Here is a 24,670-nt window from a genome sequence, read left to right as displayed (position 1 = left end):
CACCTCGGCCCGGACCGGCTCGCCGAACCGGCTGCGCCGCCCTGGCCGGGCTGCCCGCCCCGCTCACGGCCGCCCAGCTGCTGTGGGTCCACATCATCATGGACGGCCCGCCCGCGATGGCCCTCGCCGTCGACCCCGCCCGCGACGACGTGATGCGCCGACCGCCGCGGGACCCGGGCGAGCGGATCCTCGACGCCCGCAGGCTCCGGGCCATCGGCCGGGCCGGCGCCGTGATGGCCGCGGACACCGTCCTGCTGCTGTGGCTCACGCGTACGCCGTTCGGCACGGACACCGCTCTGACCATGGCGTTCACCACGTTCGTGCTGTTCCAGCTGCTGAACGCCCTGAACGCGCGCGCGCGGACGACGGTCCGCTCCTGGGCCGCGACCAGCTGCGCAACCGCACCCTGTGGTGGTGCCTGGCCGGGGTGCCCGCCGTCCAGGTGCTGGCCGTGTACCTGCCCTGGGCCCGGGAGGTCTTCGGCACGGTCCCGCTCACCGCCGCCCAGTGGGCCCTGTGCCTCGCCACCGCCTCCGCGGTGCTCCTCGTGGAACTGGCCCTGCGCGCCGGACAGCAGGCGCGGCGGCGATGGGGCCGAACGGGCCGCGCCGGGGACGAGCGGCCCCTGCCGGCGGCCGCGCCCCGGCCCGATCCTGAAGGCGGACCCGCAATCAGGAGGTGGACAGCATGTCGCGCACCATCATGGTCGGCCTCGACGGCTCGCCCGAGAGCCGCGCCGCTGCCGAGTGGGCGGCTCGTGAGGCCACGCTGCGTCATGTGCCGGTGCGGTTGGTGCATGTCTGGGAGCCCGCCCCCGCCCACCTGGCCCAGGCCCCGCTGCTCGGCCCCGAGACGGTGCAGGAATGGACCGAGTGGATCCCCCGCGAGGCGGCCGAGGGGCTCGCGCTGCGCCACCCCGGGGTGGACGTGACCACCGTGCACAAGGGGGGCCGGCCCGCCGACGTCCTGGCGGACGCGGCGCGGGACGCCGAACTGCTCGTCCTCGGCTCCCGCGGCCTGGGCGGGATCGCAGGCTTCGTCGTCGGATCCGTGGGCCAGGCCGTCGTCGCCCGCGCCGAGGCGCCTGTCATCCTCGTGCGGGCCGGTGAGCAGGCGGCCGACGAGCACGCCATGGACCCGTCCGGCATCCCGTCCGCCGCGACCGCTTTCCGCCCGGTCCTGCTCGGCCTGGACACCCGCAGCCACGACGACGCGGTCGTCTCGTTCGCGTTCGAGGAGGCGGCCCGCCGCGACACGCCCCTGCGCGTCCTGCACGCCTGGAACCTGCCGCCGTACAACATCTACGGCCTGTCCGACGGTGTGAACCTGTACGACGAGCTGGTGCGCGCGCACGCCGAGGAGCTCACCGACGTGCTGGGGCCCTGGCGGAACAAGTACCCGGGCGTCGAGGTGGTCGAGGAGTCCCGCTGCGGCAGCCCCGCGAGCCATCTGGTGAAGGGCGCCCGCGAGGCCTCCCTGATCGTCGTGGGCCGGCGGATCCGGCACAGCCCGCTGGGTGCGCACATCGGCGCCGTCGCGCACGCGGTGATGCACCACGCCGCCGCGCCCGTGGCGGTCGTGGCGCACCCCTGACCCCGGGCCGCGGTCCCCGACCGCGCCGGCCGTCCGTCACAGACGCGCCGCGTGGTCGGGGACGTACGTCTGCAGGTCGCGCGGCGGACGCTGGTAACCCGTCGACGGCGGCCGGTCCGGGAGCGCCAGTACCTGGGGCGGCACCTCGTGGTACGGCACCGAGTCCAGCAGATGGGCGATCATGTTCAGCCGGGCGCGGCGCTTGTCGTCGCTCTCGACGACGTACCAGGGCGCCTCGGCGATGTCGGTGTGCACCATCATCTCGTCCTTCGCGCGCGAGTACGCCTCCCAGCGGGTGACCGACTCCAGGTCCATCGGTGACAGCTTCCAGCGCCTGAGCGGATCCTCCAGGCGCCGCCGGAAACGCTCCTGCTGCTCGGTGTCGCTCACGGAGAACCAGTACTTGCGCAGCAGGATGCCGTCCTCGGTCAGCATCCGCTCGAAGATCGGGCACTGGCGCAGGAAGAGCTGGTGCTCCTCCTTCGTGCAGAAGCCCATCACGTGCTCCACGCCGGCCCGGTTGTACCAGGACCGGTCGAACAGCACGATCTCCCCGGCGGCCGGCAGATGCTCGATGTACCGCTGGAAGTACCACTGGGTGCGCTGCCGCTCGGTCGGCGTCGGCAGCGCGGCGATCCGGGCGATCCGCGGATTGAGGTGCTCCGCGACCCGTTTGATGGTGCCGCCCTTGCCGGCGGCGTCCCGCCCCTCGAACACCACGACCAGCCGGGCGCCCTCGGCACGCACCCACTCCTGCAGCTTCACCAACTCCGTCTGCAGACGGAGGAGTTCCGTCTCGTACGCCTTGCGCGGCAACTTCGCCGCCCTCTTGTCCGCCATGCCGCCTCCCCGCGCTCCGCGGCGCCTCGGGCCCGTGTTCCAGCACCGTACTGTCCGGCCGGGGGCCGCGCACGGCGTGCCGGTGCGGTCCCTAGAGTTCGGGGCCTTCGAGGTCCGCCGCCACCATCACGGCCCACCGGTCGATCTGCTCGAAGTCGCGGTAGTCGCCGCCCTTCCCGGAATTGACGATCATCCGGGCGAGGCGCCCCTTGACCTGGCCCTCCAGACATCCCCCGAAGGTGACGTGGCCACGGGCGTCGATCCGGTCGGCCATGCGCCGCACGCCGGGCGCCGGCGGGATGTCCCGCTCGGACGCCGAGGGGTCCAGCGGTCCGCTGCTGAACAGCCACACCGGCCGGTCGGCCAGGGCCTTGCGGTGCCGCCGCGCGAAGCGCCGGGCGTCGCGCTGCCAGCGGCCCCCGTACAGCCCGCCGCCCAGGACGACCGCGCCGTAGGGCGAGAGGTCCGAGACCTCGGCGGCGGACCGCACGGCCGCGGCCAGTCCCTCCTTGGCCAGTACCTCACCGATGTGCTCGGCGATCTCGGCCGTCGATCCGTTGGTGGACCCGTAGGCCACCAGCACCTTCTCCTGCATCGCTCACGCACCTCCTCACAGTCCGCGCAGCCGGCGACCGGTGATCATCCGCGGTGCCGGCTCGTCGGGCTGCCGCCAGGAGTCGTCGAACCGGCAGGCGAGGTGGTCCACGACCGCGACCACGCCGTCCAACTGCCGGCACATCTCCACCGTCATGGTCACCTCACTGCGGCGCTCCAGCGTTCCGGTGAGCGTGACCACGCCTTCGTGGACGTCCACGCCGACGGACTCGGGCGTCAGCCACAGGGCGCGCACCAGCACCTCGTTGCGGATCGACGACCGGATCTCGGCGTCCGGGCGCAGGAAGACCTGCAGCAGGTCGCGCCGGGTGACGATGCCGACGAGCCGCTCCTCGTCGTCGACCACCGGCAGTCGTTCGACGCGGTGGCGCGCCATGACGCGGGCCGCCTCGGCGACGGTCGCGTCGCTGCGGACCGTGACGGCGGGACGTGACATGAGCTGCCCGGCCGTCCGCGCGTCCGCCCTCGCGCGGCGGGCCCGCGCTGCCCGCGTCCACCGCGGACGGTGGAACCGGCGCGGCGGGGCGGCCGGGCCGGAGGCCTCCGCCTGCCTGGTCATCAGATCCGTCTCGGAGATCACCCCGAGGACCTTCTCGTCGTCGTCCACCACCGGAAGGCCGCTGATCCCGTGCTCGGCGAGCAGCCGGGCCACCTCCTTGAACGGCGTACCGTGCTCGGCGCGGACGACGTCGGCCGTCATCAGGGCACCGACCTTGCTGTGCTTCATGGCGTCCCGCCTTCCTTCCGTGCTGTCCGTGCTGCGCGCGTTCACCGGAGGCGGCGCAGATAGGGGTCGTGGGCGCGGCGCGGCAGCAGCCGGATCCGGGCGTCGAGGGCGATGACCCGCTCGGGCCGCGCGAGGAGCGGATTGACGTCCGCCTCCGCCAGCTGGGGCAGATCGCCCGCCATCCGGGACAGCCGCAGCAGGAACCGCTGCAGCCCTTCCAGGTCGACCGGACGGGTGCCGTCGCGTCCGAAGAGCAGGGGGGCGCAGCGCGGCGTGGTGATCAGGTCGTGCACGTCCCGGTCGGTGAGCGGGGCCAGCCGCGCCGCGTGGTCGGCCAGCACCTCCGTGGCCGTGCCGCCCAGTCCGAACAGCACCAGCGGCCCGAACACCTCGTCCTGGACCACACCCGCGAAGAGTTCGATACCGCGCGGCGCGAGCGGCTGCACCACGGCTCCGGTCATCACGTGCCCGAAGCGGACGTCGAAGTCCCGGAAGGCGGCCCGCACCTGGGCGTCGCCGCGCAGGTCCAGATGGATCGCGCCCACGGCGGTCTTGTGCACCAGACCCGGCCAGTGGGCCTTCAGCACGACCTGCCCGTCCGGCCCCTTCAGCCGGTCGGCGGCCAGCACCGCCTCGTCCTCGGTCTCCACCCAGGCCCACGGCGACTGCGGGATGCCGTAGCAGCCCAGGAGTTCGGCACAGGTGCGCGGATCGAGCCAGGCTCCGTCGGGGTGCCGCTCCAGGAACCGGTCGACGACGGACCGGGCCCGCGCGGTGTCCACGTCGGCCAGAGCCGGGACGGTGCCGGGCGGCCGGGCCAGGCGGCGGGCGCGCTCGGCGGCGTGGGCCAGGGCGCGGGCGGCCGCCTGCGGGTCGGCGTAGGCGGGCACCCGGCCCGTGCCCGACGGCAGCAGACGGACCGGCGTCTCCTGGTCCGGCAGGACCGCCGCGATCGTGCGGGCACGGCGCTCGGCGGCCCGCGTGAGGGCCCTGACCAGGTCGTCGCCGGTCGCTGCCGCCACGGCGGTCGGTACCAGGGCGACGAGGATCGCGTCGATGCCGTCGTGCGCGGCCAGCCGGTCCAGGCAGGCCCGCAGCTGTTCCTCGGAGACCGCCGCCGTCGCGTCGACGGGGTTGCCGGTCTTCGCGCCCGGCGGCAGCACGGCCAGCAGGTCCCCGGTCAGACCGGGCGGCAGCGGCGGCAGGTTCAGCCCGGCCTCCGCGCAGGCGTCCGCGGCCAGCACCCCGGCGCCGCCCGCGTTGGTGACGACGACGATCCGCCCGGCGGTGGGCAGCGGCTGCGCGTGCAGCAGGGCGGCGGTCTCCAGCAGTTCGGGGACGGAGCGGGTGGCGGTGATCCCGGCCTGGGCGAAGAGCGCGCCCCGGGTCATCGTCGCCGTGGCGGCCGCCGCGGAGTGCGAGGCGGCGGCCCGCCGGCCGGCCTCGGTACGGCCCGCGTCCACGGTCAGGATGGGCATACGGCGGGTGACCCGGCGGGCGGTACGGGAGAACGCGCGCGGGTTGCCGAAGGACTCCAGGTGCAGCAGCGCCAGTCCGGTGCGCCCGTCGGACTCCCACCACTGGAGCAGGTCGTTGCCGCTGACGTCGTACTTGTCGCCGAGCGAGACGAAGGAGGAGACGCCGATGCCGAGCCGATCCAGCCCGCCGAGCAGGGCGATGCCGACCCCGCCGGACTGCACGGCGACCCCGGCGCTGCCCGGCGCGGGGTGGGCGGCGGCGAAGGTGGCGTCCAGACGCACGCGCTCCTCGGTGTTGGCGAGGCCGAGGCAGTTGGGTCCGACGAGCCGCATGTCGTGATCACGGCAGGCCGCCAGCAGTGCCTTCGACTGCTCGGCGGCGAGTCCGGCGGTGACCACCAGCAGCGCACGCACACCGGCCTGTCCGCACTCCTCGGCGACACGGGCGACGTCCGCCGCGGGCACCGCGATCACCACCAGGTCGGGGACCTCCGGCAGGGCCGGCACGGAAGGGTGGGCGGGGATGCCGAGGATCGTCGTCGCCGCCGGGTTGACCGCGAACAGCCTGCCCCGGTAGCGGCCCGTGATCATGTTGTGCAGTACGGCCCGCCCCACCGAGCCCGGCCGGCGTCCGGCCCCGACGACGGCGACGGACCGCGGCCGCAGCAACGGCACCAGACTCGCCACGTCCGCGGCCCGCCCGCGGCGCTCGACGCTCGTGCGGTAGTCCTCCGTGTCCTCCAGCGGGATCACGCAGTGCACCTCCGGCCCCGTGAACCGCCGCTCCGCGCGCAGTCCCAGGTCGGCGAAGACCTTCAGCATCTCGTGGTTCTCGGCAAGCGCGTCCGCGGTGAACGTCCTGACGCCGTGCGCGCGGGCCGCGGACACCAGGTGCTCCAGCAGCAGGGTGCCCACGCCGCGGTGGTGCCGGTCGTCGCCGACGGTCAGCGAGATCTCCGCGCTGTCCGCTGCTCCGTCCTCTGTCTGGTACTCGGCGATGCCGATGATCCGGCCGCCGTGCTCGGCGACCAGCGCCAGGTAGCCGGAGCCGTCCGGCCGGGCGACCCGGTCTGCGGCCTGCTCGGCGGAGCGCCGGCTCACGGAGAAGAAGCGCCGTCGCAGATTCGCGTCCGACATGCGCGCGTACAGCCGCAGGACGCCCTCCCGGTCCTCCGGCCCCGCGCGCCGTACACACACCGTCGTGCCGTCGGTGAGGAGCGCGTGCACCCGTTCACCGGAGTCCGGGATGGCGGTCATGGCGTGCCTTTCGTCGGCAGGTCTGCACTCTCAGGCTCGCCCCGGTCAGGTGGTGATCCGATGGGCCGGACGGGCACGGGGCGGGGCCCGACGGTCCCGGGGCGGCCCGTCACGGCAGCGGCTCGCCCAGTTCCGTCTCCACGGCGTCCGCCATCGCCCGCAGCACCTCCAGCGTGCGGTGCGCCTCGGCCTCGTCGACCTCGGTGATCGCGAAGCCGACGTGCACGATGACGTACGTCCCGACGCCCGCGGCGGGCGTGTAGTCGAGGCAGGCCTCGCGCCGCAACCCGCCGAAGTCGACCGTGGCCGTCCGCGGTCCGGCGTCGTCGTGGATCTCCAGAACCCGTCCCGGGATGCCCGGCACATGATGCGTTCACCTCTCCTCGGCGAGCCGGGCCGCGGCCACCGCGGCCTGGCCGTAGCTGATGCCGCCGTCGCCGACCGGAACCTCGCCCCCCACGAGCACGCGCAGTCCCAGCGCGCGCAGCCGCCGGCGTACCTCGGTCAGCAGCAGTCCGTTGACGAAGCACCCTCCGCCCAGGCAGACGGTGCGGGGCGCGCCCTCCTCGACGGCCCGTGCGACCAGGCCGGCGGTGGCGAGCGCGGGCGTGCGGTGGAAGGCGGCGGCCAGGCCGGGCACCGGCTCACCGCTCGCGCGCCGCTCCAGCAGCTCGGCCACCGTGGACGCCGAGTCGTACACCCACAGTGCGTCCACGCGCACGATCCGGTGGGCGAGCGGCGCGGCGCGCGCGGTCCCGGCCGCGGCCTCCAGCCGCACCGCCGCCTCCCCTTCGTAGCCGACCCGGTCGGCCAGCCCCAGCCCGACGGCCGTGCGGTACACGAAGGGCCGGAAGCCGACCCCCTGCACGATTCCGAGGCCTGGAAGCGGCGCACCGTCATGACCCGGACCCCGCCCTGGCGACGCGGTGGCGGACGATCTCGTCCTCGACCGAGGCGACGAGCGGCTCGACGACGGCCTGGACCTCGGGTGACAGTCCGGTGCCGAGGGAGTCGTCGGCGCCCTCCACCCCGTACACGACGAGACGCCCGGGCAGCCGCCCCAGGACACGGGCGAGTTCGACGGCCTCCCCGAGTCCCAGCCCGTGCGAGCTGGTCGCGGGCGGGCGGGCCAGCCGCTCGGAGTCCAGCTCGATCCGGTGCACCGTGCCGGGCCGGGCCGGGTGCGCGTGCGCCGCGTCCACGACCACGGCCAGCCCGGCGCCCTCCCACAGCCCGATCAGACGGCCCGGGTCACCGTCGCAGGTCGCGACCACGGTCCCGGGCGGAAGCGCGCGGCTCTCGGCCCGCTCCAGCAGCCGGGCGGCCACCGCCCAGCCCACGCCGTCGTCGCGCCGGAACTCGTTCCCGACGCCGATGACGGCGATCCGCGTGTGCGACCCCATGGCTCCACGCTGCGCCCGCCCCGCGCCCCGCCCCCAGGGCCGAACGGCCCTCACCGCCGGGCCGGACCGCCCGCGTGCGGCGCCGGCCGAGCCGGTCGAGACTGGCCCTACGGGCCGGCCGGCCCTCGTCGGCGGGACCGGCGGCCCCTGCCCCAGGGAGGCACCGTCCGTGACGCTGGCGGTCGGCAGCACCTGTCACCGTCGTGCCGTACGAGCGAGGGACCGATCCATGAGCACACCGACGCAGTACGTGTACACGTTCGCCGAGGGCAGCCGGGACATGGCCGCGCTGCTCGGCGGCAAGGGAGCCGGTCTGGCCGAGATGACCCGGCTCGGCCTGCCCGTGCCGCCCGGTTTCACCGTCACCACCGAGGCCTGCCGGACGTACCTGGAGACCGGGCAGGAGCCACCCGGACTCGGCTCCGCGGTGGCGGGCGCCCTGGCGGACCTGGAACGGGCGATGGGGCGCGAACTCGGCCGGGCCGACGACCCGTTGCTGGTGTCCGTCCGGTCCGGGGCGCGCTTCTCGATGCCCGGCATGATGGAGACCGTCCTCGACGTCGGCCTCAACGACGACTCCGTGGCCGGCCTGGCCAAGGCCTCGGGGCAGGAGCGGTTCGCCTGGGACTCCTACCGGCGGCTGCTCCAGATGTTCGGCCACACCGTCATGGGGGTCGACGCGGACCTGTTCGAGCAGGCCATCGCCGTGCACGCGGCCACACGGGACGCCGTCGGCGACCACGCGCTCGACGCGGGCGAACTGGCTGCTCTCGTCGAGGACTTCAAGGCCGTCATCCGCCGGGAGACCGGCGAGGACTTCCCCCAGGACCCCTTCGAGCAGCTCTACCGCGCCGTCCGCGCGGTGTTCGCCTCCTGGAACAGCGAACGCGCCCGCGTCTACCGCCGCCGCGAGCACATCCCCGACGACCTCGGCACCGCCGTGAACATCCAGGCGATGGTCTTCGGCAACCTCGGCCCGGACTCCGGGACCGGCGTCGCCTTCACCCGCGACCCGGCCACCGGCGAGAGCGGCGTGTACGGCGACTACCTCCCCGACGCCCAGGGCGAGGACGTCGTCGCCGGGGTGCGCAACGCCGTGCCGCTGGCCGAGTTGCAGCGCCTGGACCCCCGGGCGTACGCGGAGCTCGGCGCCCATCTGCGCACGCTGGAGGGCCACTACCGGGACCTGTGCGACGTCGAGTTCACCGTCGAGCGCGGGCGGCTGTGGATCCTGCAGACCCGCGTCGGCAAGCGCACCGCCGAGGCCGCCTTCCGGATCGCGCACGAGCTGCGCGAGGACGGGACGATCAGCGCCGACGAGGCCCTGGCCCGCGTCGGCGGCGACGAACTGACCCGGCTGATGTTCCCCCGCTTCGCCACCCGCGCCACCGACGTGCCGGTCGCCCACGGCGTGCCCGCCTCGCCCGGCGCGGCCGTCGGCGTCGTCGTCTTCGGCTCGGAGGCCGCCAAGCGCCGCGCCGCCGAGGGGCAGCACACCGTCCTGGTCCGCCGCGAGACCACCCCCGACGACCTGCCCGGCATGATCGCGGCACAGGCCGTGCTCACCAGCCGCGGCGGCAAGACAAGCCACGCCGCCGTCGTGGCGCGCGGCATGGGCAAGGTCTGCGTCTGCGGCGCCGAGGCGCTGGACATCGACACCGCGGCCCGGCAGTTCACCACGCCGGCCGGGGTGGAGGTGCACGAGGGCGACACCGTCTCCGTCGACGGCACGGCCGGGACGGTCTACCTGGGCGGCGTGCCGCTGACCGCGTCGGAGGTGAGCGGCTGCCTCGAGACGGGCGAGGGCACCGGGCCCCTCACGCACGCGGTGCTGGGCGCCCTGGGGCACGCCGACTCCGTCCGACGCCTGGAGGTCCGCGCCAACGCCGACACACCCGAGGACGCCGCACGCGCCCGCCGGCTCGGCGCCCAGGGCATCGGGCTGTGCCGCACCGAGCACATGTTCCTCGGCGACCGCAGGGCCCTGGTCGAGGCGATGATCCTGGCCCGCGACGACACCGCGCGCGAGCAGGCCCTGGCGGCGCTCCTGCCGCTCCAGCGCGAGGACTTCACCGGCATCCTGGCGGCCATGGACGGCCTGCCGGTGACGATCCGGCTGCTCGACCCGCCGCTGCACGAGTTCCTGCCCGACCGTGTCGAGCTGGCCGTCCGCCTCGCCTCCGCCGCGCACCCGGACCCGCACGACCGTGAACTCCTCGCCGCCGTCGAGCGCATGCACGAGGAGAACCCGATGCTCGGGCTGCGCGGCGTACGCCTGGGCCTGGCCGTTCCCGGCCTGGTGGCCATGCAGGTACGCGCGATCGCCGAGGCCGTCGTACGGCGGCTGCGGGACGGCGGGCGGCCCCGTGCCGAGATCATGATCCCGCTGGTCGGGACGGTGGAGGAGCTGCGGCTGGCCCGCACGGAGACGGAGCGGGTCCTCGCCGAGGTCGCCGCCGGGACCGGCACGGCCCTGGACTGCCCCATCGGCACCATGATCGAGCTGCCCCGGGCCGCCCTGACGGCGGGACGGATCGCGGAGATCGCCGACTTCTTCTCCTTCGGCACCAACGACCTCACCCAGACGACCTGGGGCCTGTCCCGCGACGACGCCGAGGCATCCTTCTTCCCCCTGTATCTGGAGAAGGGCGTCTTCGCCACGTCGCCCTTCGAGACCCTGGACCAGGAGGGCGTGGGCCGGCTCGTGGAACTGGCCGTGGTGGCCGGCCGCGCGGTCGCCCCGCGTCTGGAGACGGGCGTGTGCGGCGAGCACGGCGGCGACCCCGCGTCCATCCACTTCTTCCACCGGGCCGGCCTGGACTACGTGTCCTGCTCGCCGTTCCGGCTCCCGGCGGCGCGGCTGGAGGCGGGCCGGGCGGCGCTCACGGGCGTCACCGGCAGCGACAGCACGTGAGGACCGCGCCGGACGGTACGGACGTCAGCCCCGCAGCGCGGCGAGCGTGGCGTCCAGGTCGGCTGCCCTGGGCCGGTTGTGCGGCAGCTTGGCGAGCATTCGGGCCATGCCGCAGGTGTCGGTGAGGGCCGAGAACACCAGGCCGCCGGCGATGCCCGCGGAGAGCAGCCGCGCCTTGGGCAGGCGCCGCCCGGCGAGCAGGCCCGTGAGCACGAGGGACCCGGCGGCCAGGCGCACCTGGCGTTCCATCGCCCAGGGCGCGCGGGTGCCGGCGGGGCGGTGGACGTCGTGGCCGAGTTGCGTCCAGGTGCTGGTGCCGCCGGTGAGGGTGGCGGCCTCGACGCCTTCCGCGGCCAGGCGCCGGCAGGCCTCGGCGGAACGCGTACCGGAGGCGCAGACGACCAGCAGATCACCGCGCTCGGCGGCCTCCCTGAGCGTGGGCAGGGCGACGTCCAGGTGGTCGAGGGGGATGTTGTGGGCGTCGGGCAGGTGGCCGCTCGCGTACTCACCGGGGGTGCGTACGTCGATGACGGTCAGCTCGTGCAGACGCGCCCTGGCCTGATCGGCGGTGAGTGCGGTGTGGGACATGGACACTTCCTTCGCTTCCGGTGCGTCACCCTCGGTAGGATACCCGCCGGGGTATCGGTGAAGGGGTGCGGGGCGTGGAACTGGCGATGGCGGCCGGGGAACTGAGGGCGGTGGTCAACCGGCTGCGCCGGGCGCAGGGCCAGATCGCCGGTGTGATCAGGGTGATCGAGGAGGGCCGGGACTGCGAGGACGTGGTCACCCAGCTCGCCGCCGCGTCCCGGGCGCTGGACAGGGCGGGCTTCGCGATCATCGCCACGGGCCTGGAGAGGTGCCTGAGCGACGGCGACCTCACCGCCCCCGAGGACCGGGAGCGGATGCGGGCCCGCCTGGAACGGCTGTTCCTGTCGCTGGCCTGACGCCGTCGTGCGGCCGGCGGGCGCGCAGCCACGCTCTCCGCCGGGGGCGCGCGTCCGGCGCCCGCGCTCACACGAGGGCGGGCAGGGACACCGGCACGCCGGCCAGCGTCAGCCAGGCGGCCAGACCCGCCGGATCGATCGTGCCGCACTGGTAGCCGACGTGGCCGTCCGGCCGGACCGCGACCAGACCGCGGCCCGGGCTGTTCGCCAGGCGCAGGACGCCGACCATGGCCCCGGGCAGCGCCTGCGGCAGCGGGTGCTCCGCGTCGCGCTGCAGCAGCAGGTGCACGCCGGGCTCGGCCAGCAGCCGGTGGAGCCGCCGCGCCGCCCCTGCCGTGACGACCGTCGCGTCCGGCACCCGGTCGCCCGGGCGGGGAGCGCCCCGCAGACGGGGCGTGCCCTGCACCGACAGCGGGCTGTGCCGGTAGGTCACCCGCAGCTGCGACAGGATGCGCACGCCCTCGGCGACCAGCCGGCTCCGGCCCAGCAGGGCGGGCACCACCGGCGCCGCGTACGGCGCGGCCACCCCGCGCAGCCAGGACGGGATCCGCCCGGTCGACGCCTCCGCCCAGAACGCCGTGTGCGTGAGGGCGAGCCGGCGCTGGGCGGCCGGCCTGCGCTCCGCGTCGTAGGAGTCCAGCAGCACCGCGTCCCGCGGCCCGCCACCGGCCCCGTCCCCGGCGCGCCCGGCGGCGAAGCCCAGTTTCCAGCCGAGGTTCACGGCGTCCTGGATGCCGGCGTTCATGCCCTGGCCGGTGGCCGGCGAGTAGTTGTGCGCCGCGTCCCCGGCGAGGAAGAGCCGCCCCTGCCGGAACCGCCGGGCGAGGCCGCACCGCAGCGGCACCCGCGCGGACCACGCCACGCGCTCGACGGCCGCCTCCGTCCCCACGTCCCTCAGGAGCCGCTGCAGCTCCGCCCGCGGCACGGCCGGGCCCGGCTGCCCGAAGTTCCGGGCGCCTGCCGGAGGGGCCGCCCGGGTGGCCAGCAGCCGCCAGTCCGCCTGCTCACCGAGCGGGAAGAGGAACACCAGCCCGTCGCGGCCCGCGAACACCTGGGCACCCGAGGAGCCGGGACCGTCGGCGGCGGCCGCCAGGTCGAGGTCGGCGAGGACCACCTCCACGGCGTACGGCCTGCCCTGCCAGCCGAGGCCCGCGCAGGCGCGCACGGTACTGCCCGGTCCGTCGCAGCCGGCGACGAAGCGGCAGCCGATCTCCTCCGTGCCGTGCGGCGTGCGCAGCACGGCCGACGCCTCGTCCCCGTCGTCGCCCGCCATGACCAGCTCGGTCCCCCGCTCCACCCGCACCCCCCGGTCGGTCAGCGCCCGCGTCAGCGCCCTCTCGACGTCCGTCTGCCGTACGAGGGCCAGGTACGGGAACGCCGTCCCGGGCAGTTCGAAACCGGCCGGCCCCGCCTCGACGACGCGGTGGCCCAGGCGCAGCACGGCCGCCGGGGCGGTGTCCGCCCGTTCCAGCACGGCGTCGGCGACCCCGAGGGGGCGCAGGACCTCCAGGGTGCGGGGATGCAGGATGAGGGCCCGCGACGGCCGGAAGAACTCGGGCCGCCGCTCCACGAGCCGGACGCGCGCCCCGTGGTCGTGGGCCGTCAGAGCCAGCGTCAGCCCGGTCGGACCGGCCCCGACGACCAGGACGTCCACCGTCATCGTCGCGCCCCCGCCGTCACACGCCACCACGCCGACGTCGCCTGGTCCCCCGCCACCGCCCCAGCGCCGCCCGGCGTCAGCCCCCCGGCCGGGCGCCTCCCGGCGAGGACCTCGTCGCGGCGCACCCCCGGCAGCACGGTGTAGCCGATCGAGCCGGGCTCACTCACCAGGGCCAGCACCCGCCACAGGGAACGCGCGTAGTGCTCCGCGCGCCCCGCGCCGTCCCACTCGTACAGGCCGCGGTAGCGTCCGCGCTGGTCGTGGGCCAGCCACAGCTTCGAGGCGAAACCGGGGAAGCCGGCGAACAGCGGCGTGTTGAGCAGGCTCTCCGCCCGGAAGACCGCGTGCCCCGCGCCGCGGACCCGGCGCAGCCGGAAGACGACCACCAGCGTGCACGGGTCCTTCGCCAGCCCGCTGCCGAGGCGGGTCTCGCGGTAGACGCGGGCCGAGGTGCCGTCGGCGAAAAGGACCCGCCTGCCCACGTGCTCCGTCGGGAGACGGAGCCGGTGCCCGGCCAGCAGCGGACCGGAGGCCAGGAAACACGCCGCGACGGACCGCCACGCCGCCACGGGGGCGAGCGGCTGCTGTGCGCTCATCACGCTCTCCCTTCCCGGGTGAGCCGCGCCGGTCCCGGGACGCGGATCCGGGCCACGGCCAGGGAGCGGTACCGGCTTCACCAACGTATGACCACCGCGGCGAGCCCGCACATCGACCGCGCCCGCCCCCGGCCAGCGGGTGTCGACCGGCCGTCCTGGCTGTGCGAACGCGGGGCGAGCGCCGCGCGACCTGGGGGAGACCGGGCTGATCCACGGCCACCGCTCCCGAGTGCGCTCTGGCCGCCGCGGATCACCCCGTGTTACGAAGAACCATGACCGCACCCCTGGGATCCCGCGCACACCGGACGTACGACGCCGTCATCGTCGGCGGCGGCCACAACGGCCTGGTCGCGGCCGCCTACCTGGCCCGGGCCGGCCGCTCCGTGCTGGTGCTGGAGCGGCTCGGCCACACCGGCGGGGCGGCGGTGTCCACGCGGCCGTTCACCGGGGTCGACGCCCGCCTGTCCCGCTACTCGTACCTGGTCAGCCTGCTCCCGAAGAAGATCGTCCGGGACCTCGGCCTGGACTTCCGGGTGCGCACCCGCACGGTCTCCTCCTACACCCCCGCCGCACGCGACGGCCGCCCCACCGGGCTCCTGGTGGGCGGCGGCGAACGGCGGACCAGGGAGGCCTTCGCGCGGCTCACCGGCTCCGACCGCGAGTACCGTGCCTGGCAGGAGTTCTACGGCATGACCGGCCGCGCCGCCCGGCGGATCTTCCCGACCCTCACCGAGCAGCTGCCCACCCGCGAGGAGCTGCGCGCCCGCCTCGACGACGAGGACGCCTGGCGCACGCTGTTCGAGGAGCCGATCGGCGTCGCCGTCGAGGAGTACTTCACGGACGACCTGGTGCGCGGCGTGGTGCTCACCGACGCGCTCATCGGCACCTTCGCCGACGCCCACGACCCCTCGCTGCGGCAGAACCGCTGCTTCCTCTACCACGTGATCGGCGGCGGCACGGGCGACTGGGACGTGCCCGTCGGCGGCATGGGCGCCCTCACCGACGCCCTCGCCGACGCGGCCCGCGCGGCCGGAGCGGTCCTCGCCACCGGCCACGAGGCGCTGCGCATCGCCACGGACGGCCGGACGGCCGAGGTCACCTACCGCACGGCCGACGGCGAGGGCACGGTCGCCGCCCGGCACGTCCTGGTCAACGCCTCCCCGCAGGCCCTCGCCGACCTCACCGGCCACACGCCCCCCGCTCCCGCCGAAGGCGCCCAGCTGAAGGTCAACATGCTGCTGAAGCGGCTGCCGCGGCTGCGTGACAGCACCGTCGACCCGCGCGAGGCGTTCGCCGGCACCTTCCACATCGCCGAGGGCTACGAGCAGCTGGCCACCGCCTACGCCCAGGCCGCGGCCGGCGAGCCGCCCGCCGCGCCGCCCTCCGAGATCTACTGCCACTCGCTCACCGACCCGACGATCCTCGGGCCCGGCCTGGCCGAGCAGGGCTACCAGACCCTCACCCTGTTCGGCCTGCACACCCCGGCCCGGCTCTTCGAACGGGACAACGACGCCGTACGGGAGGACCTCCTGACGGCCACGCTCGCCCAGCTCGACGCCCACCTGGCCGAACCCCTCGCCGACTGCCTGGCCACCGACGCGGACGGGCGGCCCTGCATCGAGGCCAGGACCCCGCTCGACCTGGAGCGGGATCTCGGCCTGCCCGGCGGCAACATCTTCCACCGCCCGCTGAGCTGGCCCTACGCCCAGGACGGCACAGGCCGCTGGGGCGTGGAGACCCGGCACGCCAACGTGCTGCTGTGCGGGGCCGGCGCGGTGCGCGGGGGAGGGGTCAGCGGGGTGCCCGGGCACAACGCGGCGATGGCGGTCCTGGACAGCGGATCCGGCTGAATCGCACGCCGGTCCGGGGGCACCGCGAGCGCACGCGACAAGGTCGTCAGCACCCTCGACGGCCTGACGGAGGCCCGCTTCGACGGACCCGACGACATGCATGAGGCCGTCTTCCCCCGGTGAGGTGACCGCCTCAGTCGGCCGACGGCGCCCACCCCACCGCCTCGACGCGCGACCCGTCCGCCGGGCGCGCCTCGTCGAACAGGACGCCGTCGGCCGCCGCCACGCGCAGGGCGTCGACGTAGCAGCCGCGCCCCGAGTACCGCTGGTCCGTCGCGTACCGCCAGCGCAGGGTGAGCCCGCGTGCCGCGGGGACGCCGGCGGTGAGCCGGTGCCAGACACGGCCGGACCAGCCGGTGACCGACCCCGACGGATGCTCCAGCGGGTCAGCGCCCGGGCGTGAGGTCGTGAACGGAACCGGCCGCCACGTCGTACCGCCGTCGCGCGAGGACTCCAGCGTGAGGACGTCGGCCTTCGGTTCGGTGTCCCACCACAGCGCGCAGTGCAGCCGCGCCCCACCGGCGGAGGTGTCGAGCGCGGGCAGGGTGAGCGTGGCCGTCGCGGACGCGGCCGTCCCGGAGAACCAGGCCGCGTGGCCCCGCACCGGCCGGACGGGCACCGCCCGCGCCAGGTGGGTCGCCGCGGCCACCCGGGGCGCGGACCCCGAACGCCAGGAACGCACCGGGTGCACCGAGTTGCCCAGCACGACGAGGAACGAGTCGGTGGTCGGGTCCAGCACCAGCGAGGTGCCGGTGAACCCGGTGTGCCCGGCCGTGCGCGGCGTGGCCATCGCGCCCATGTACCAGTGCTGGTACAGCTCGAAGCCGAGGCCGTGCTCGTCCCCCGGGAACGCCGTGTTGAAGTCGGTGAACATCAGCTCCACCGACTCCGGCCGCAGGATGCGGACCCTGCCGTAGGCACCGCCGTTGAGCAGCGTACGGCCGAGGACAGCCAGGTCCCACGCGTCGGAGAACACGCCCGCGTGGCCGGCGACCCCGCCCAGGGCGAAGGCGTTCTCGTCGTGCACCTCGCCCCACACCAGCCCCCGGTCCAGCCCGGACCACGGCGGGCGCGCGTCCTCCGTCGCGGCGATCCTCGGGCGCCAGGAGGCGGGCGGGTTGTAGCGGGTGCTGCGCAGACCGAGCGGCGCGGTGATCTCCTCGCGCAGCAGGACGTCCAGGGCGCGGCCGGTGATCCGTTCCAGCACCAGCTGCAGCGAGATCAGGTTCAGATCCGAGTACAGATACGCGCTGCCCGGGGCGCTGACCGGCTTCTCGTCCCAGACGAGCCGCAGCTTGCCCTCGTGCGTCGGCGCGCTGTACAGCGGGATCCACGGGCGGAAACCCGAGGTGTGCGTCAGGAGCTGACGGATCGTCACGTCCTGTTTGCCGGCCCGGCCGAACTCGGGCAGGCAGGAGGCGACCTTCGCCTCCAGGCCCAGCCGCCCCCGCTCCACCTGCTGCACGGCGAGGAGCGAGGTGAACAGCTTGGACACCGAGGCCAGGTCGAAGACGGTGTCCTCGGCCATCGGGATCTGCTCCTCGGGCGGGAACTCCACACCGGTGTCGGTCTTCTCGTCGTAGGCCCGGTAGCGCACGGCCGTGCCGAGGGGCCGGTGCAGCGCGACGGTGCCGCCCCGCCCGGCCAGCAGGACGGCGCCCGCGTACCACGGGTGCTCGGGGGACGGCCCGAGGAAGGTCTCGGCGTCGGTGACCAGGCGGCGCAGATGGGTGTCGAGCAGTCCCGCTCGTGCGGCGGACCCGTGCCGCAGTGTGGGGCGGTGGCCCGGACGGCCGGCCGCCTGGGCGGCGCCGGCGGGTCCCCCGCCCAGCACGGTCAGCGGGGCGAGGGCGAGCGCACCGCCCAGCGCCGTCCCCGCCAGGCCCAGTTGACGTCGGGTCAGCTCTCCGTTCACCGGTCTGCCGGTCACCGCACACCCCTTCGTCCCGACCGCCACGCACGTCCCCGGAAGTATGTCCGTCGAACACCGCCGTGAACCGGACGGCGGCCCGGCGCGGCGGCGATCCGGGGCCGTGGTCCCCCGGGGCGCCGCGGCGGCGGCGGCACCCCGTCCCGCGCGGTCAGCCCCGCTCGCGCACCCGCACGACCTCCAGGTGCGGCGAGGCCAGGATGTCCCGCTCGCAGAAGGGCGACGCCACCCACTTCTCACCGGAGAACAGCCGCGTCTGGTCGGCGTGGTGCGGCGAGTCGGGATTCGACGACTGGGAGTACGTCAGCAGTGTCCGCGCCACCGGGCAGGGACTGCCGTCCCAGCCCACCGCCTGGAGATGGCTCGTCCCGGACGGCACCTCCGTGTAGCCCCCGCCTGCCGGATCCCACACCGGCTCCAGCACGTTCCATACGCCGAGCCTGCCCGCGCCGCCCGGCATCGGCAGCCGCGCGCGGTCGCGGACGACGAACTGGTGCGCCCCGAGCGGCGCGTCCAGCGCGATGCCCGCGGCCCGCAGTTCGGCCACCGCGTCGGCGAGGGCGGCGGCGAAGCCCGGAGCGTCCGTGTCAAGCGTGTTCGGGGTGCGGACCGGGTCGGCAGCCGAGTACGGCACCTTCCACAACCGCTCCGGCGGCACATACGGTTCCCGCTTCCGCCAGAACCGGTCGAAGAGCAGCGCCCCCCGGCTGCCGGTCTCCACGGTGCGGTCCCACCGCTTCAGCACCCCTCACGCCCGCGACACGTCGTCGGACTCGCCGTCGCTGCCCGTCGCCCTGCCGCCCGGCAGCGCGGCACACGCCCGCGTCACGTCCCCGGCGGCGAGATCACCCGCCGGCATCCGGTCGGCGAACTGCTGCCGCTGCAGGTCGCGCACGGTCAGACCGCCCCGGCCCGCCACCGCCGCCACCTCCTCGATCCCCCCGCGGGTAACGCGGTCGCGGCGGTGAACAGGGCCGTGGCACCGAGAACGAGTCGTCTCCAGCGGGTGCGCATCGTGCCTCCCGGCGTCGTCTTCGCCGAGGACAGGGACGGCCGGGCGCGGCAGAGCCCGCCCGGCCGTCGGTTCCACCCCTCCGGACGCACCCGTCCCATGGTTGAGCCGGCGGTGGGCGCGACGGCGTGCGCACCTTCTCGGTGAACTCGGCGACGGCGCCCGCTCGCCGGCCGGCCTGCCCGCTCGCCCGGCACGGCCCGAGCGGACCGCCGCTCCCGCCGTTCCTCAGCCCCGCGGACCGTACGCCGTCATGAAGCGGTCGCGGAAAGTGTCCATGCCCCAACGGGGCGCGTCCTCGGCCGGTTTGAGGCCGTCGGTCCAGTCCCAGTCGGCGACCCGCTCCAGGACCTTCTCGTCGTGCGCGACGATCGTCACCGGCACGTCCTTGCCGGTGTCCCCGGCGGTGACGGTCGGCCCGGGCTGGTGGTCGCCGAGGAAGACCAGCACCGTGTTCTCGTCGCCGTAGCGCTCGACCCACTCGGTGAGGCTGCGGATGGAGTACTCGATGGCCTTGCGGTACTCGGCCCGCACCTTCTGCGGGTCCTTCCACACCTCGGCGGGGTCGGTGCCCTCCTTCTTGATGCGGTGGAAGACCGAGCCGTCACCGAGGTCGTCCCAGTCGACCATGTGAGCGATCGGGGACCAGGGATTGTGGCTGGAGGCCAGGATGATCTCCGCCATGATCGGCTCACGGTCCTTCCTGCCGTGCTCCAGCCGCTCGAAGGCCTCCAAGCTGAACTGGTCGGGCACGGGCGTCCAGCTGAAGTACGGGCCGTGGTACCCGAGGTGCTCGGAGTCGTAGATGTGGTCCAGGCCGAAGAACTTCCCCTCCGGCCAGGCGCGCCGCACCCCCGGCACGATGCCGACGGTCCGCCAGGCACCCGTCTTGCGGAAGTACCGGGTGAGCGTCATGCGGTCGCTGGTGGTCAGGCTCCGGTACCGCTGCTGGTTCTTGATCCACAGCCCGGACAGGAACGTCGAGTGGGCGAGCCAGCTGCCCGCGCCCGTCACCGGTGACCGCAACCAGCCGCTGCGCGACTCGAACCCGGCCGCCTTGAGTCTGCCGGTGCCCTCCTTGAGCACGGTGTCGGTCCGCGCGGCCATCGCCGGGTCGTCGATCGCGACCCGGCCGTAGCTCTCGATGAACGTGAACAGGACGTCCTTGCCGCGCAGCTCCGTGAGCAGCCGGTCGGGCGGTGTGTCGGCGAAGGCGTCCACGGAGGCCTGCTGGTCGAAGACCCGCGCGTCCCTCAGCCCCGCCCGCACCTGCTCCACCCGGTGGCCCAGGAACTCGGCGTTGCCCTTGGTGGCCACCGGCACGCCGCCGATCTGCACGCCCAGGGTCACACAGCTGATCCACGCGGTGCCCAGGATCAGCGTCGTCCGGGCGGCGACGGGCCGGTGGCGGTCCATCAGGTGCGTCAGCCGCACCACCGCGAGCGCGGTGAGGACGAGCAGCGCGACGAACAGGACGATGACCCCGGCCACGGCCAGCAGCTGCCCGGTGCGGCCGAACGACTCGCGCAGGAAGTCCGTCGCGTCGTCGAGCAGGATCCAGTCCAGCACCAGGTCGAAGGGGCGCGCCAGGATCTGGTAGAAGCCCATGTCGACGAACTTCAGGACCGTGACCAGCCCGAGGAACACGCCGGTCGCGACCGACGCGATCCGCCGCGGCCTGGGCGGCAGCGCCAGCAGCAGCCCCGCGAGCAGCACGCCCTCGGCCGGGATCCTCACGAACGAGGCGAACTCGATCCGCTCGATCCGGTTCGGCACGAGCAGCGCGAACAGCACGAGCGCACCGGCCAGCACCGTCGTCCCGACGGACACGCCGCGTGCGATACGGGGGTGACGGCGACGCCGGCCGAACCAGCCGGGCCTGGCGACGACGCCCGATTCCGCGTCGGACGCCGGGTCCGACCGCGGGCCCGGGGCCGAGTCGGCGACCGTCCCGGGCGGGGCAGCGGTCTCCTCCTCGTCCGGACCCGCCTCACCGGCCTTGTCGCCGTCCGCGTCCCGCTCGGGCCGGTCGCCGTCACCGCCCCGACCGGTCGTGCCGTCGTCCGGTGCGCTCCCGCCCTCGGTCATGTCCGGCTGCTGGCGGGAGCGAGTGAAGAGGGACACCCGGTGGTCCTTCCGTGCGGTCGTGCGATGGCATGGCGGACAGAGCCCCGGCAGCGGGCCTGTCACCACCAGTACGTCCGTACGTCACCCCGGGTTCAATCGACCGGCCGCGCGATCACCCCTCACAGGCGGACGCGACCCGCCGCGCCCACCGGCGGACCGCTTGCCGCCCGGCGACCGTCGGTCCCCTGCGGCCCGGCTCCCTCACGTGCGCCGCCCTCCGGACGCAAGGCCCTCCTGAAAGGTCCCCCGCACGTGCCCTGTCGGCCGTGGGACGCGATCGCTAGGCTGGCCGCGGACGGACGAACCGGGAGGAGCACGGACGTGGCCGACACCACCACCCAGCAGCGCCCGCTCATGGGCTGGGACAAGCCTGATCTGGACCTCAGCAACGCGCAGTGGCAGTCCAGCGGCCGCGGCCTGGGCGATGTGCAGATCGCCTTCGTGGAAGGCTTCATCGCCATGCGGAACAGCCGCTGCCCGGAGAGCCCCTCCCTGATCTTCACGCCCGCGGAGTGGGGCGCGTTCGTGTCGGGAGCGCGAGAAGGAGAGTTCGACCTCACCTAGGGTCCGTCCTTCGGGGGCGCGACGGGGAACCGCCCGGGCTGCCGTGATCCGGCGGCCGATCCGGTGTCCCGCGCGCTTCTCCGGACACGCGACCCGAGGCGGCCTCCCGGTGCCGGCTCCGCGCCATGCCGGCCCATCTGGGGGTATTCGGGGCTGGACGGTAGCTGCGCCGCCGTACGGCGGGCGCGGGTACCGGCGAAGCGTTTCAGCGGGGCGGGCGGGCCTGGTGCAAGCGCGGCCGGACCGCCAGACGCCGGGCGGGGGCCGTCACTCTCCCCTGCCAGCGCCGGCAGCGTACGGCGTGCGGCTCAGAGAGTCGGGACTGGCGCGGTGGCCTGCGAAGGCTCCGCTTCCAGCCCCCGGCCCTACTTATCCCAGCACCCGCCCGAGGAAGCCGCGCAGGTACCCCGCGACGACGTCCAGGTGGCTCTCCAGCAGGAAGTGACCGCCGTTGATCAGGTGCACCTCCGCGTCCTTGGCGTCGCGGGCGAAGGCCTGCGCGCCGGCCGGGCCGAAGATTTCGTCGTTGCGGCCCCACACGGCGAGCACCGGGACCTCGCTGGTGCGCAGGAATTCGTGCAGCAGCGGGTAGAGCGGGCGGTTGTTCTGGTAGTCGCGGAACAGCGCCAGCTGGACCTCGTCGTTGCCCTCGCGAGAGACGAGGGCGAAGTCGTGCTCCCAGGTGTCCGGGCTGACCAGGCTCGGGTCCGGCACGCCGTGGAGGTACTGCCAGCGGATCGCGTCGACGCCCAGCGCGGCGCGGACGGCGGGTTCGGTGTCGGGGCCGGGGTTCGCCCCGTAGGCCCAGACGTCGGTCCAGAACGACTCGACGAAGCCGTCCTCGTAGCCGTTGCCGTTCTGGGTGACGAGGGCGGAGATCCGTTCGGGGTGCTGGAGGGCGAGGCGCCATCCGACGGGGGCGCCGTAGTCCTGGACGTAGAGGGCGTAGCGGTCCAGGCCCAGTCGGCCGAGCAGTCCGGAGGTGAGTTCGGCGAGGGCGTCGAAGGTGTAGGTGAACTCTCCCACGAGGGGGGCATCGGAGTGGCCGAAGCCGAGGTGGTCCGGCGCGATGACGTGGTAGTCGTCGGCCAGCATCGGGATGAGCTCGCGGAACATGAACGAGCTGGTCGGGTAGCCGTGCAGCAGCACGATCGCGGGGGCGCCGGCGGGGCCGGCTTCACGGTAGAAGATCTCATGGCCGTCGACAGTGGCGGTCCGGTGGTGCACCGAGCTCATTTCTAACCTCTTAAAGTTGTTGATCTGGTTAGTTCCTCGTGATGCAAGCACGCGTGAGCTAACCTGTCAAATAACTCGATCAGGTTAGAATGGAGTGGCACCCGATGGACACGCTGCTGGACCTGCTCAACAGCAGGCCACTGGTCAACGGCGAGGAACAGGACGCGCTCGGCGACCCGGCCGGGGGCGGACGCTGGGCGCGGGAGCACGGCGGCGAAGGCAGCCTCGCGGAACTGGCGCTGCTGCGCGAGACGCGGGACATTCTGCGGGACGTAGTGCGCGGAGAACGCTCGCCTGCCATGTTGAGCCCGCTACTCGAAGGGGTCCACCAGATCCCGGAGATCACTTCGGATGGTCTTCAGTGGACGGTCAAGACTCCGCCGCACGCCCGGCTGGCCGTCGAGGTGGTTCTCGCCTGGGCCGCCACCGAGATGCGCATGCCCGGCCGGCTACGCCCCTGCGCCAACGAAGAGTGCCAGTTGTTCCTGCTCGACCGCAGCCGCGCCAACCGTGCCCGCTGGTGCTCGATGGCCGTCTGCGGGAACCGCGAAAAAGCGCGCCGCCACTACGAACGCACCCGCTGACGCGTCCCCCGCGCCGTACGCGGCTGGCGTTCTCGCCAACGACCCTTTGCCCGAGCAAGATCGAGAACGGGGCGCCGAACCTTGGTGATCTCGGACCGGTTCTCGGAGCCCGTTCTCACTCCCAAGCGGGAGCGACCCCCTACTGAGACTTGCACAGTGCGAAGACCAGGGGCATGACGGACCCTCACGATCTCTCCGGGTCCGGCCGATCGGACGCGGACGACGTCGAACGCCGCCCCTGCCCGAAGTGCGACGCACGGCCGGGCTCGCCGTGCCGCGCGTGCTCCGGTGCGGTCGCCTCCGCCTACCACTCCGGCCGGGGGAAGAGGCTGGGGCGGGACGCGGCAGAGCCGACCGCCCCTGCGGACCATCTGACCGCGCACGGCCTGGTCCTGGAGATGCTCGCCGGGCCGCTGCCGTGGGCTCTGGCCGAGCACGCCGAGCGCGGGGCGCATCCCGAGGCCGTCGAGGCGGCGCACGCCGATCTCGCCGCCCTCCAGGCCGGCCCGCTCCAGGGCCCGCGGGCCGAACCCGAGACCGTGCGGTGGGCACGTCCTCCGATCCGAAGGCTACGGGCAGATTACTTGTCACCTGATTCGCCGCCGCTCGTTAACGGCACGTCAAGGAGCACCCCCGAGGACCCCCGTGCACCCCCGCCAGGAGTGGTGCGGGCCGTCCTGCGGCAACCGTGCCCGGGTGGTCCGCCACCACCGGCCCCACCGGGCGGCGACGCAGGGCCGATCGGGCCGCCGCCCGGCCGCCCCTTCGCAGGCCCGGGCACGTACCATGGCGGCATGTCGTTCCTCCGCCGCCGCAGTGCCACCCCCGCCGGGCCCGACTTCGACGTACTGGCCATGGATCCGGGCGACTGGCCCGGCAACCTCGGCGCGGGCCTGCTCCCCGCACCCGACGGCACCTGCCAGGGCGTCTTCCTGCGCTACGACCTGTTCGGCGGCCGCGGCCCCGCCATGATCATCGGGAACCTGCCCGAGGGCTCCCCGGCCCGCGAGGTCCCCGCGGGCGAGCCCCCCTTCGAGGTGGCCCAGCTGCTGCTGGCGCTGGAGAACGACGAGGAGGTCACCGTCGTCGGCACCGAGGACGTGCCGGTGATGCAGGGTGACAACCTGCTGATCGTGCGCCGCGTCAAGCTCTCCGAGAGCCGGATCTCCTGCGTGCAGTTCGACCGCAGCGACAACGTCCTGGTGACCATCGCCGCCTGGGACCGCCCCATCACGGACGACCTGTACACCCTCCTCAAGCCCCTGCCAGCGGAGCTCTTCCAGCAGGACTGACCCGGCAGGCCGGCATACGGGAGGGCCGCTGTGCGCCCGGCGCACAGC

Annotated in this window: 20 protein-coding genes and 3 pseudogenes; 9 read left to right on the top strand and 14 right to left on the bottom strand. The window is 74.4% G+C overall.

The window, feature by feature from the left end; all coding sequences use genetic code 11:
• Positions 1-98: 98 nt before the first annotated feature.
• The 3 genes and pseudogenes from ACFW6P_RS26495 to ACFW6P_RS26485 form a co-directional block, all read left to right on the top strand.
• Positions 99-305, top strand: a pseudogene (locus ACFW6P_RS26495) (cation transporting ATPase C-terminal domain-containing protein); the annotation flags it as partial.
• A pseudogene (locus ACFW6P_RS26490) lies at positions 260-496 on the top strand (hypothetical protein); the annotation flags it as partial. The pseudogenes ACFW6P_RS26495 and ACFW6P_RS26490, both read left to right, overlap by 46 nt.
• Positions 497-687: 191 nt before the next feature.
• Entirely contained in the window at positions 688-1,593 is a 906-nt protein-coding gene (locus ACFW6P_RS26485) for a universal stress protein (RefSeq protein ID WP_386353361.1), read from the top strand.
• Positions 1,594-1,629: 36 nt separating this feature from the next.
• On the opposite strand, the gene ppk2 is transcribed toward ACFW6P_RS26485, so the two are convergent.
• From ppk2 to ACFW6P_RS26450, 7 genes are all read right to left on the bottom strand, one after another.
• The gene (ppk2, locus tag ACFW6P_RS26480) at positions 1,630-2,433 is read right to left on the bottom strand and encodes a polyphosphate kinase 2 (RefSeq protein ID WP_386353359.1); all 804 of its coding nucleotides are present in this window, start codon (positions 2,431-2,433) and stop codon (positions 1,630-1,632) included.
• 91 nt (positions 2,434-2,524) lie between these two features.
• Positions 2,525-3,028, bottom strand: a complete 504-nt coding sequence (locus ACFW6P_RS26475; RefSeq protein WP_386353357.1) for a flavodoxin domain-containing protein — start codon at positions 3,026-3,028, stop codon at positions 2,525-2,527.
• Positions 3,029-3,043: 15 nt separating this feature from the next.
• Positions 3,044-3,775 carry a CBS domain-containing protein gene (locus ACFW6P_RS26470; RefSeq protein ID WP_386425039.1) on the bottom strand — a complete coding sequence of 244 codons (732 nt, stop codon included), beginning with the start codon at positions 3,773-3,775 and terminating at the stop codon, positions 3,044-3,046.
• Between the two features lie 41 nt (positions 3,776-3,816).
• The gene (locus tag ACFW6P_RS26465; RefSeq protein ID WP_386353353.1) at positions 3,817-6,510 is read right to left on the bottom strand and encodes a GNAT family N-acetyltransferase; all 2,694 of its coding nucleotides are present in this window, start codon (positions 6,508-6,510) and stop codon (positions 3,817-3,819) included.
• Between the two features lie 109 nt (positions 6,511-6,619).
• Positions 6,620-6,874, bottom strand: coding sequence for a HypC/HybG/HupF family hydrogenase formation chaperone (locus ACFW6P_RS26460; protein ID WP_386353351.1), 255 nt, complete (start codon positions 6,872-6,874; stop codon positions 6,620-6,622).
• 9 nt (positions 6,875-6,883) lie between these two features.
• Positions 6,884-7,378, bottom strand: coding sequence for a hypothetical protein (locus ACFW6P_RS26455; RefSeq protein ID WP_386425037.1), 495 nt, complete (start codon positions 7,376-7,378; stop codon positions 6,884-6,886).
• 28 nt (positions 7,379-7,406) lie between these two features.
• Positions 7,407-7,913: a hydrogenase maturation protease gene (locus tag ACFW6P_RS26450; RefSeq protein WP_386353347.1), complete on the bottom strand. Its 507-nt coding sequence runs from the start codon at positions 7,911-7,913 to the stop codon at positions 7,407-7,409.
• A 229-nt stretch (positions 7,914-8,142) separates the two neighbouring features.
• Here ACFW6P_RS26450 and ppdK point away from each other — a divergent pair, with 229 nt between their 5' ends.
• A complete protein-coding gene (gene ppdK / locus ACFW6P_RS26445) occupies positions 8,143-10,827 on the top strand; it encodes a pyruvate, phosphate dikinase (protein ID WP_386353345.1) in 2,685 nt (894 codons plus the stop codon).
• A gap of 24 nt (positions 10,828-10,851) precedes the next feature.
• Here ppdK and ACFW6P_RS26440 read toward each other — a convergent pair whose 3' ends face one another.
• The gene (locus ACFW6P_RS26440) at positions 10,852-11,415 is read right to left on the bottom strand and encodes a rhodanese-like domain-containing protein (protein ID WP_386353343.1); all 564 of its coding nucleotides are present in this window, start codon (positions 11,413-11,415) and stop codon (positions 10,852-10,854) included.
• A gap of 74 nt (positions 11,416-11,489) precedes the next feature.
• Here ACFW6P_RS26440 and ACFW6P_RS26435 point away from each other — a divergent pair, with 74 nt between their 5' ends.
• Positions 11,490-11,771, top strand: coding sequence for a metal-sensitive transcriptional regulator (locus ACFW6P_RS26435; protein ID WP_386353341.1), 282 nt, complete (start codon positions 11,490-11,492; stop codon positions 11,769-11,771).
• Positions 11,772-11,838: 67 nt separating this feature from the next.
• On the opposite strand, the gene ACFW6P_RS26430 is transcribed toward ACFW6P_RS26435, so the two are convergent.
• Both ACFW6P_RS26430 and ACFW6P_RS26425 read right to left on the bottom strand, forming a co-directional pair.
• The gene (locus ACFW6P_RS26430) at positions 11,839-13,431 is read right to left on the bottom strand and encodes an FAD-dependent monooxygenase (RefSeq protein ID WP_386353339.1); all 1,593 of its coding nucleotides are present in this window, start codon (positions 13,429-13,431) and stop codon (positions 11,839-11,841) included.
• Positions 13,428-14,027: a hypothetical protein gene (locus tag ACFW6P_RS26425; protein ID WP_386353337.1), complete on the bottom strand. Its 600-nt coding sequence runs from the start codon at positions 14,025-14,027 to the stop codon at positions 13,428-13,430. Before ACFW6P_RS26425 ends, ACFW6P_RS26430 begins: the two co-directional genes overlap by 4 nt.
• A 272-nt stretch (positions 14,028-14,299) precedes the next feature.
• Here ACFW6P_RS26425 and ACFW6P_RS26420 point away from each other — a divergent pair, with 272 nt between their 5' ends.
• Entirely contained in the window at positions 14,300-15,877 is a 1,578-nt protein-coding gene (locus ACFW6P_RS26420) for a phytoene desaturase family protein (protein WP_386353335.1), read from the top strand.
• A 133-nt stretch (positions 15,878-16,010) separates the two neighbouring features.
• On the opposite strand, the gene ACFW6P_RS26415 is transcribed toward ACFW6P_RS26420, so the two are convergent.
• The 3 genes and pseudogenes from ACFW6P_RS26415 to ACFW6P_RS26405 all read right to left on the bottom strand — a co-directional run bounded on the left by ACFW6P_RS26415 (position 16,011) and on the right by ACFW6P_RS26405 (position 20,943).
• Entirely contained in the window at positions 16,011-17,807 is a 1,797-nt protein-coding gene (locus tag ACFW6P_RS26415; RefSeq protein ID WP_386353333.1) for a serine hydrolase, read from the bottom strand.
• A gap of 151 nt (positions 17,808-17,958) precedes the next feature.
• Positions 17,959-18,771, bottom strand: a pseudogene (locus ACFW6P_RS26410) (penicillin acylase family protein); the annotation flags it as partial.
• A gap of 276 nt (positions 18,772-19,047) precedes the next feature.
• On the bottom strand, positions 19,048-20,943 hold the full coding sequence (locus tag ACFW6P_RS26405; protein ID WP_386425034.1) for a sulfatase: 1,896 nt from the start codon (positions 20,941-20,943) through the stop codon (positions 19,048-19,050).
• Between the two features lie 324 nt (positions 20,944-21,267).
• Between ACFW6P_RS26405 and ACFW6P_RS26400 the strand changes: the two genes are divergently transcribed.
• Entirely contained in the window at positions 21,268-21,510 is a 243-nt protein-coding gene (locus ACFW6P_RS26400; protein WP_386425031.1) for a DUF397 domain-containing protein, read from the top strand.
• Positions 21,511-21,879: 369 nt separating this feature from the next.
• Here the strand turns inward: ACFW6P_RS26400 and ACFW6P_RS26395 are convergent, their stop codons facing one another.
• On the bottom strand, positions 21,880-22,746 hold the full coding sequence (locus ACFW6P_RS26395; protein ID WP_386353327.1) for an alpha/beta fold hydrolase: 867 nt from the start codon (positions 22,744-22,746) through the stop codon (positions 21,880-21,882).
• Positions 22,747-22,850: 104 nt separating this feature from the next.
• Here ACFW6P_RS26395 and ACFW6P_RS26390 point away from each other — a divergent pair, with 104 nt between their 5' ends.
• Positions 22,851-23,330: a CGNR zinc finger domain-containing protein gene (locus ACFW6P_RS26390; RefSeq protein ID WP_386353325.1), complete on the top strand. Its 480-nt coding sequence runs from the start codon at positions 22,851-22,853 to the stop codon at positions 23,328-23,330.
• A 794-nt stretch (positions 23,331-24,124) separates the two neighbouring features.
• Positions 24,125-24,622: a hypothetical protein gene (locus ACFW6P_RS26385; RefSeq protein WP_386353323.1), complete on the top strand. Its 498-nt coding sequence runs from the start codon at positions 24,125-24,127 to the stop codon at positions 24,620-24,622.
• Positions 24,623-24,670 lie beyond the last annotated feature (48 nt).

It is taken from the genome of Streptomyces sp. NPDC058741 (assembly GCF_042746715.1).
GTDB lineage: Bacteria > Actinomycetota > Actinomycetes > Streptomycetales > Streptomycetaceae > Streptomyces.
Note: the sequence above shows the minus strand (reverse complement) of the source record. Positions and strands in the feature narration are given on the sequence as shown.

Excerpts from the sequence above, each read along its gene's own strand:
- ACFW6P_RS26485 (WP_386353361.1), top strand. The coding sequence starts at position 688 with ATGTCGCGCACCATCATGGTCGGCCTCGACGGCTCGCCCGAGAGCCGC.
- ppk2 (WP_386353359.1), bottom strand. The coding sequence starts at position 2,433 with ATGGCGGACAAGAGGGCGGCGAAGTTGCCGCGCAAGGCGTACGAGACG.
- ACFW6P_RS26475 (WP_386353357.1), bottom strand. The coding sequence starts at position 3,028 with ATGCAGGAGAAGGTGCTGGTGGCCTACGGGTCCACCAACGGATCGACG.
- ACFW6P_RS26470 (WP_386425039.1), bottom strand. The coding sequence starts at position 3,775 with ATGAAGCACAGCAAGGTCGGTGCCCTGATGACGGCCGACGTCGTCCGC.
- ACFW6P_RS26465 (WP_386353353.1), bottom strand. The coding sequence starts at position 6,510 with ATGACCGCCATCCCGGACTCCGGTGAACGGGTGCACGCGCTCCTCACC.
- ACFW6P_RS26450 (WP_386353347.1), bottom strand. The coding sequence starts at position 7,913 with ATGGGGTCGCACACGCGGATCGCCGTCATCGGCGTCGGGAACGAGTTC.
- ppdK (WP_386353345.1), top strand. The coding sequence starts at position 8,143 with ATGAGCACACCGACGCAGTACGTGTACACGTTCGCCGAGGGCAGCCGG.
- ACFW6P_RS26440 (WP_386353343.1), bottom strand. The coding sequence starts at position 11,415 with ATGTCCCACACCGCACTCACCGCCGATCAGGCCAGGGCGCGTCTGCAC.
- ACFW6P_RS26430 (WP_386353339.1), bottom strand. The coding sequence starts at position 13,431 with ATGACGGTGGACGTCCTGGTCGTCGGGGCCGGTCCGACCGGGCTGACG.
- ACFW6P_RS26425 (WP_386353337.1), bottom strand. The coding sequence starts at position 14,027 with ATGAGCGCACAGCAGCCGCTCGCCCCCGTGGCGGCGTGGCGGTCCGTC.
- ACFW6P_RS26420 (WP_386353335.1), top strand. The coding sequence starts at position 14,300 with ATGACCGCACCCCTGGGATCCCGCGCACACCGGACGTACGACGCCGTC.
- ACFW6P_RS26395 (WP_386353327.1), bottom strand. The coding sequence starts at position 22,746 with ATGAGCTCGGTGCACCACCGGACCGCCACTGTCGACGGCCATGAGATC.
- ACFW6P_RS26390 (WP_386353325.1), top strand. The coding sequence starts at position 22,851 with ATGGACACGCTGCTGGACCTGCTCAACAGCAGGCCACTGGTCAACGGC.
- ACFW6P_RS26385 (WP_386353323.1), top strand. The coding sequence starts at position 24,125 with ATGTCGTTCCTCCGCCGCCGCAGTGCCACCCCCGCCGGGCCCGACTTC.